Annotated in this window: 4 protein-coding genes; 3 read left to right on the top strand and 1 reads right to left on the bottom strand. The window is 39.3% G+C overall.

Annotation, left to right across the window (positions count from 1 at the left end):
* The 3 genes from QZT73_RS08760 to QZT73_RS08770 form a co-directional block, all read left to right on the top strand.
* A partial coding sequence (locus QZT73_RS08760; protein ID WP_291787680.1) for a hypothetical protein occupies nucleotides 1–383 on the top strand: 383 nt, incomplete at its 5' end.
* A gap of 108 nt (nucleotides 384–491) precedes the next feature.
* On the top strand, nucleotides 492–1,514 hold the full coding sequence (hemE, locus tag QZT73_RS08765) for a uroporphyrinogen decarboxylase (protein WP_291779970.1): 1,023 nt from the start codon (nucleotides 492–494) through the stop codon (nucleotides 1,512–1,514).
* A gap of 247 nt (nucleotides 1,515–1,761) precedes the next feature.
* Entirely contained in the window at nucleotides 1,762–2,514 is a 753-nt protein-coding gene (locus QZT73_RS08770; RefSeq protein ID WP_291787682.1) for a DUF6733 family protein, read from the top strand.
* A 52-nt stretch (nucleotides 2,515–2,566) separates the two neighbouring features.
* Here QZT73_RS08770 and QZT73_RS08775 read toward each other — a convergent pair.
* Nucleotides 2,567–3,204: MOSC domain-containing protein (locus QZT73_RS08775; protein WP_291787684.1), on the bottom strand; the 638-nt coding region annotated here is incomplete at its 5' end.

Raw genomic sequence — 3,204 nt, forward strand, 5'->3', positions numbered from 1 at the left:
CGCCACAAAATGATTATTTTGTAGATTTTGAATTCAATCCAGCAATTGAACCATCAGATGTTGTACTGGTCTATATTCAATGGGAAGCCATCAATGGCACATCAGTATGGAGGTTGTTGCCGCAAACTGTTTTCTTTGAAGAAGGCGTTTTGGTTTACAATTTTGATTTTACATTGAACGATTTTGCTGTATTCTTAGAAACCACATTTGATCCGTCAATTCTGGATAATACCTGGACGAGGAACCAAAGGATCAGAGCAGTAGTCATACCAGCAGATTTTGCTGTTTCGGGCAGAATTGACTATACTGACTATAATGGCGTTATGGAAATTATTGGAGCAACAGAAGAAAATATCGTGAAAATCGAACCTAAAAATCCATAGTTTAGCAAATACAGTTGTACCAAAAGACCTTCCAGATGGAAGGTCTTTTGTTTTATACTGGTATTGATTCTCCTTCAATATTAAAAATTCATGACTTATCTTTGCGCCATGAATTTGAAAAATGACTTGTTAATAAGAGCTGCCAAAGGGGAAACAGTTGAGAGAACTCCAGTTTGGTTGATGCGTCAGGCTGGAAGAATCCTACCAGAGTACAGAGCAGTGAGAGAATCAGTAAGCGGTTTTATAGAATTGGCCCAGACACCTGAGTTAGCAGCTGAGGTAACTATTCAGCCGGTTGACCTGCTTGGAGTAGATGCAGCTATCATTTTTTCAGATATTTTAGTAATTCCTGAAGCCATGGGACTTCCCTATGAAATGGTGGAAAAAAGAGGTCCTTGGTTTCCCAAAACAGTTCGATCTGCCTCAGATGTCAAAAAATTAAGGATAGCTGATGGAAAGGATGATCTGAGTTATGTAATTGAAGCCATTAAAATTACCAAAAAAGCTTTGAATGGACGGGTTCCCCTCATTGGGTTTGCCGGTGCTCCATGGACAATCTTTGCCTATATGATTGAAGGCTCGGGAAGTAAAACCTTCTCGAAAGCCCGGGCCATGTTGTATACCCAACCTGAACTCTCCCATAATCTTTTGCAGATGATTACTGATAGCACAATCAATTATTTGAAGGCTCAAATCGAAGCAGGTGTCAATTTGGTTCAGGTTTTTGACAGCTGGGCCGGGATTTTACCTCCTGACCATTACCATGAATTTTCTTTGAAATACATAGCGCAGATCTGTAATGCCATCAATGATGTTCCTAAAACAGTATTTGCAAAAGGTGCATTCTTTGCCAGAAAAGAAATGGGCTTGCTCAATTGCGAAACCATTGGTTTAGATTGGAATATGGAGATTTCTGAGTCAAGAAAATTGATAGGACCAAACAAAACCCTTCAAGGGAATCTTGATCCAGCCGCACTTTATGGCAATCCAAAAGAAATAGAGAATGCAACCAAACGAATGATGGACCAATTTAAGGGAAGTAGACACATCGCCAACCTTGGACATGGTGTTTACCCCGATATAGATCCGGAAATGGTGAAGGTCTTCATCCAGACAGTTAAAAGCTACTAATAAAACACTTTTTACCATAGTGAACCTCCCCAAAAAGGAGGTTTTTTTATTTTAAAATCACCAGGAATATATTTACCAATTTTTCAAAAAAATATATTATACGTTATTTTTTTAACTACTATAATTGATTTTTATTGATTTATTGAAAATTTTGGATAATTTAGAAACTCTAAATCTCATATTAAACATCAATTTTAAATTATGAGGTTTAAAAACAAACCTATTATTCACAAAACCTATTAAACCTATGAAAAACAAGTTTACAATGCTGCTTAAAAGCAGTGCCCTCCTGGCAATTCTCCTATTTAGCTTTAATCCAACCAAAGCTCAGGAAGAAAGCAAGTTTTCGATGGATGTTACATTAAATTCAGACATCTTCTTTGGATTTTATCCATTCTTTGCGGGATCTTACAGCCTCAGCGAAAACACAGCATTTACTTTTTATGGAATTCTTTGGTCTGGTGGAGCAGCTGGTGGCAGCTGGGGCAACTGGACGGAGTTTGGTGTCGGTATGAACTTTGATGTTGCAGATGGAATCAACATCAATCCTCAGATTGGCTTATTGAATGGTAGCCTAACCTCTGGTTTAGGGACTCCTGTTTTAGGAGAAGGAATTGTTCCAAACTTAACTATGGGTCTGGACAAGGCAAGTACTGAGGGAGAGATCTATTTGGGGTACTATCTTGGCTTTGACCATGGCAACCCTAACACCAACAACTATCTTCATTATTGGGTAAATTATGGTTATAAATTTTCACCCTTTTTCTCTGCTGGTCTTCATTTAGAACAATTGAGATTTACAGGAGGGAAAAACCAACCTGAAGACCCTGCATTCGATTTCTATTTGGCATTGGGACCATACATACAATTTGCAGACCCTAAAGGGGGAGCATTCGCGAGATTTACATCAGGCGCGGATTTAAGAAGTGATGATATGCTTGCCAAAAGTGGTTTCAGGCAACCTTCATTCTTTAAATTAACTGTAGGTTACAGTTTTTAAAATAGATTATTTAAGAAAAAGTTAGAGAAATAAGGCCTGGAAAATCCCGGCCTTATTTTTTTACTGCTACAAGTTGGTCCCCCACTTTTACTTCTGCCCCCTCCAATAAGAGCATGTTTTGACCAAACATGACTTGATTATTGACTGTCCTGTAAGTTGCCAAAGTCCTCAATGGCTCTTTTCCCTTTTCGGCCGTTTGCTGATCCACAGTGGTCATCACACAGCGGGCACAAGGTTTGGTCACTTTAAAAATCGCCTCGCCTATACGGACTTTATCCCAGTGATCTTCCTCAAACGGAGCTCCCCCGGCAAAAACCAAATTAGGCCTAAAACGGTCCATGGGTACAGCCACATTTAGTCTGCTGTTCAAATCATCAAGAGCACTTTGTCCGATAATTAGATAGGGCATGCCATCAGCAAAACTGACGCTCTCTCCATTAACAGCATACTTGGGTTTGAGTTTGCGTGCAGATGACCCAGGCATGCAAACTAGGTTGCATGCAAAACCCAGGTATTTTGAAAACCAAGCATTACATTCCTCATTGACGAGCTGAGCTTTTACTTTATCTTCCCAAATCTCTACATCGATAAGCTTATCATTTTGGGCTTGGTAAGGTACTGTCAGGTAATAGTCTGGACTCGATTTATCAAAAACATGAAGTCCTTCCTCACTCAGCTCCACCTGTAATA

The sequence above is a fragment of the Cecembia sp. genome (genome assembly GCF_007126775.1).
Lineage (GTDB): Bacteria > Bacteroidota > Bacteroidia > Cytophagales > Cyclobacteriaceae > Cecembia.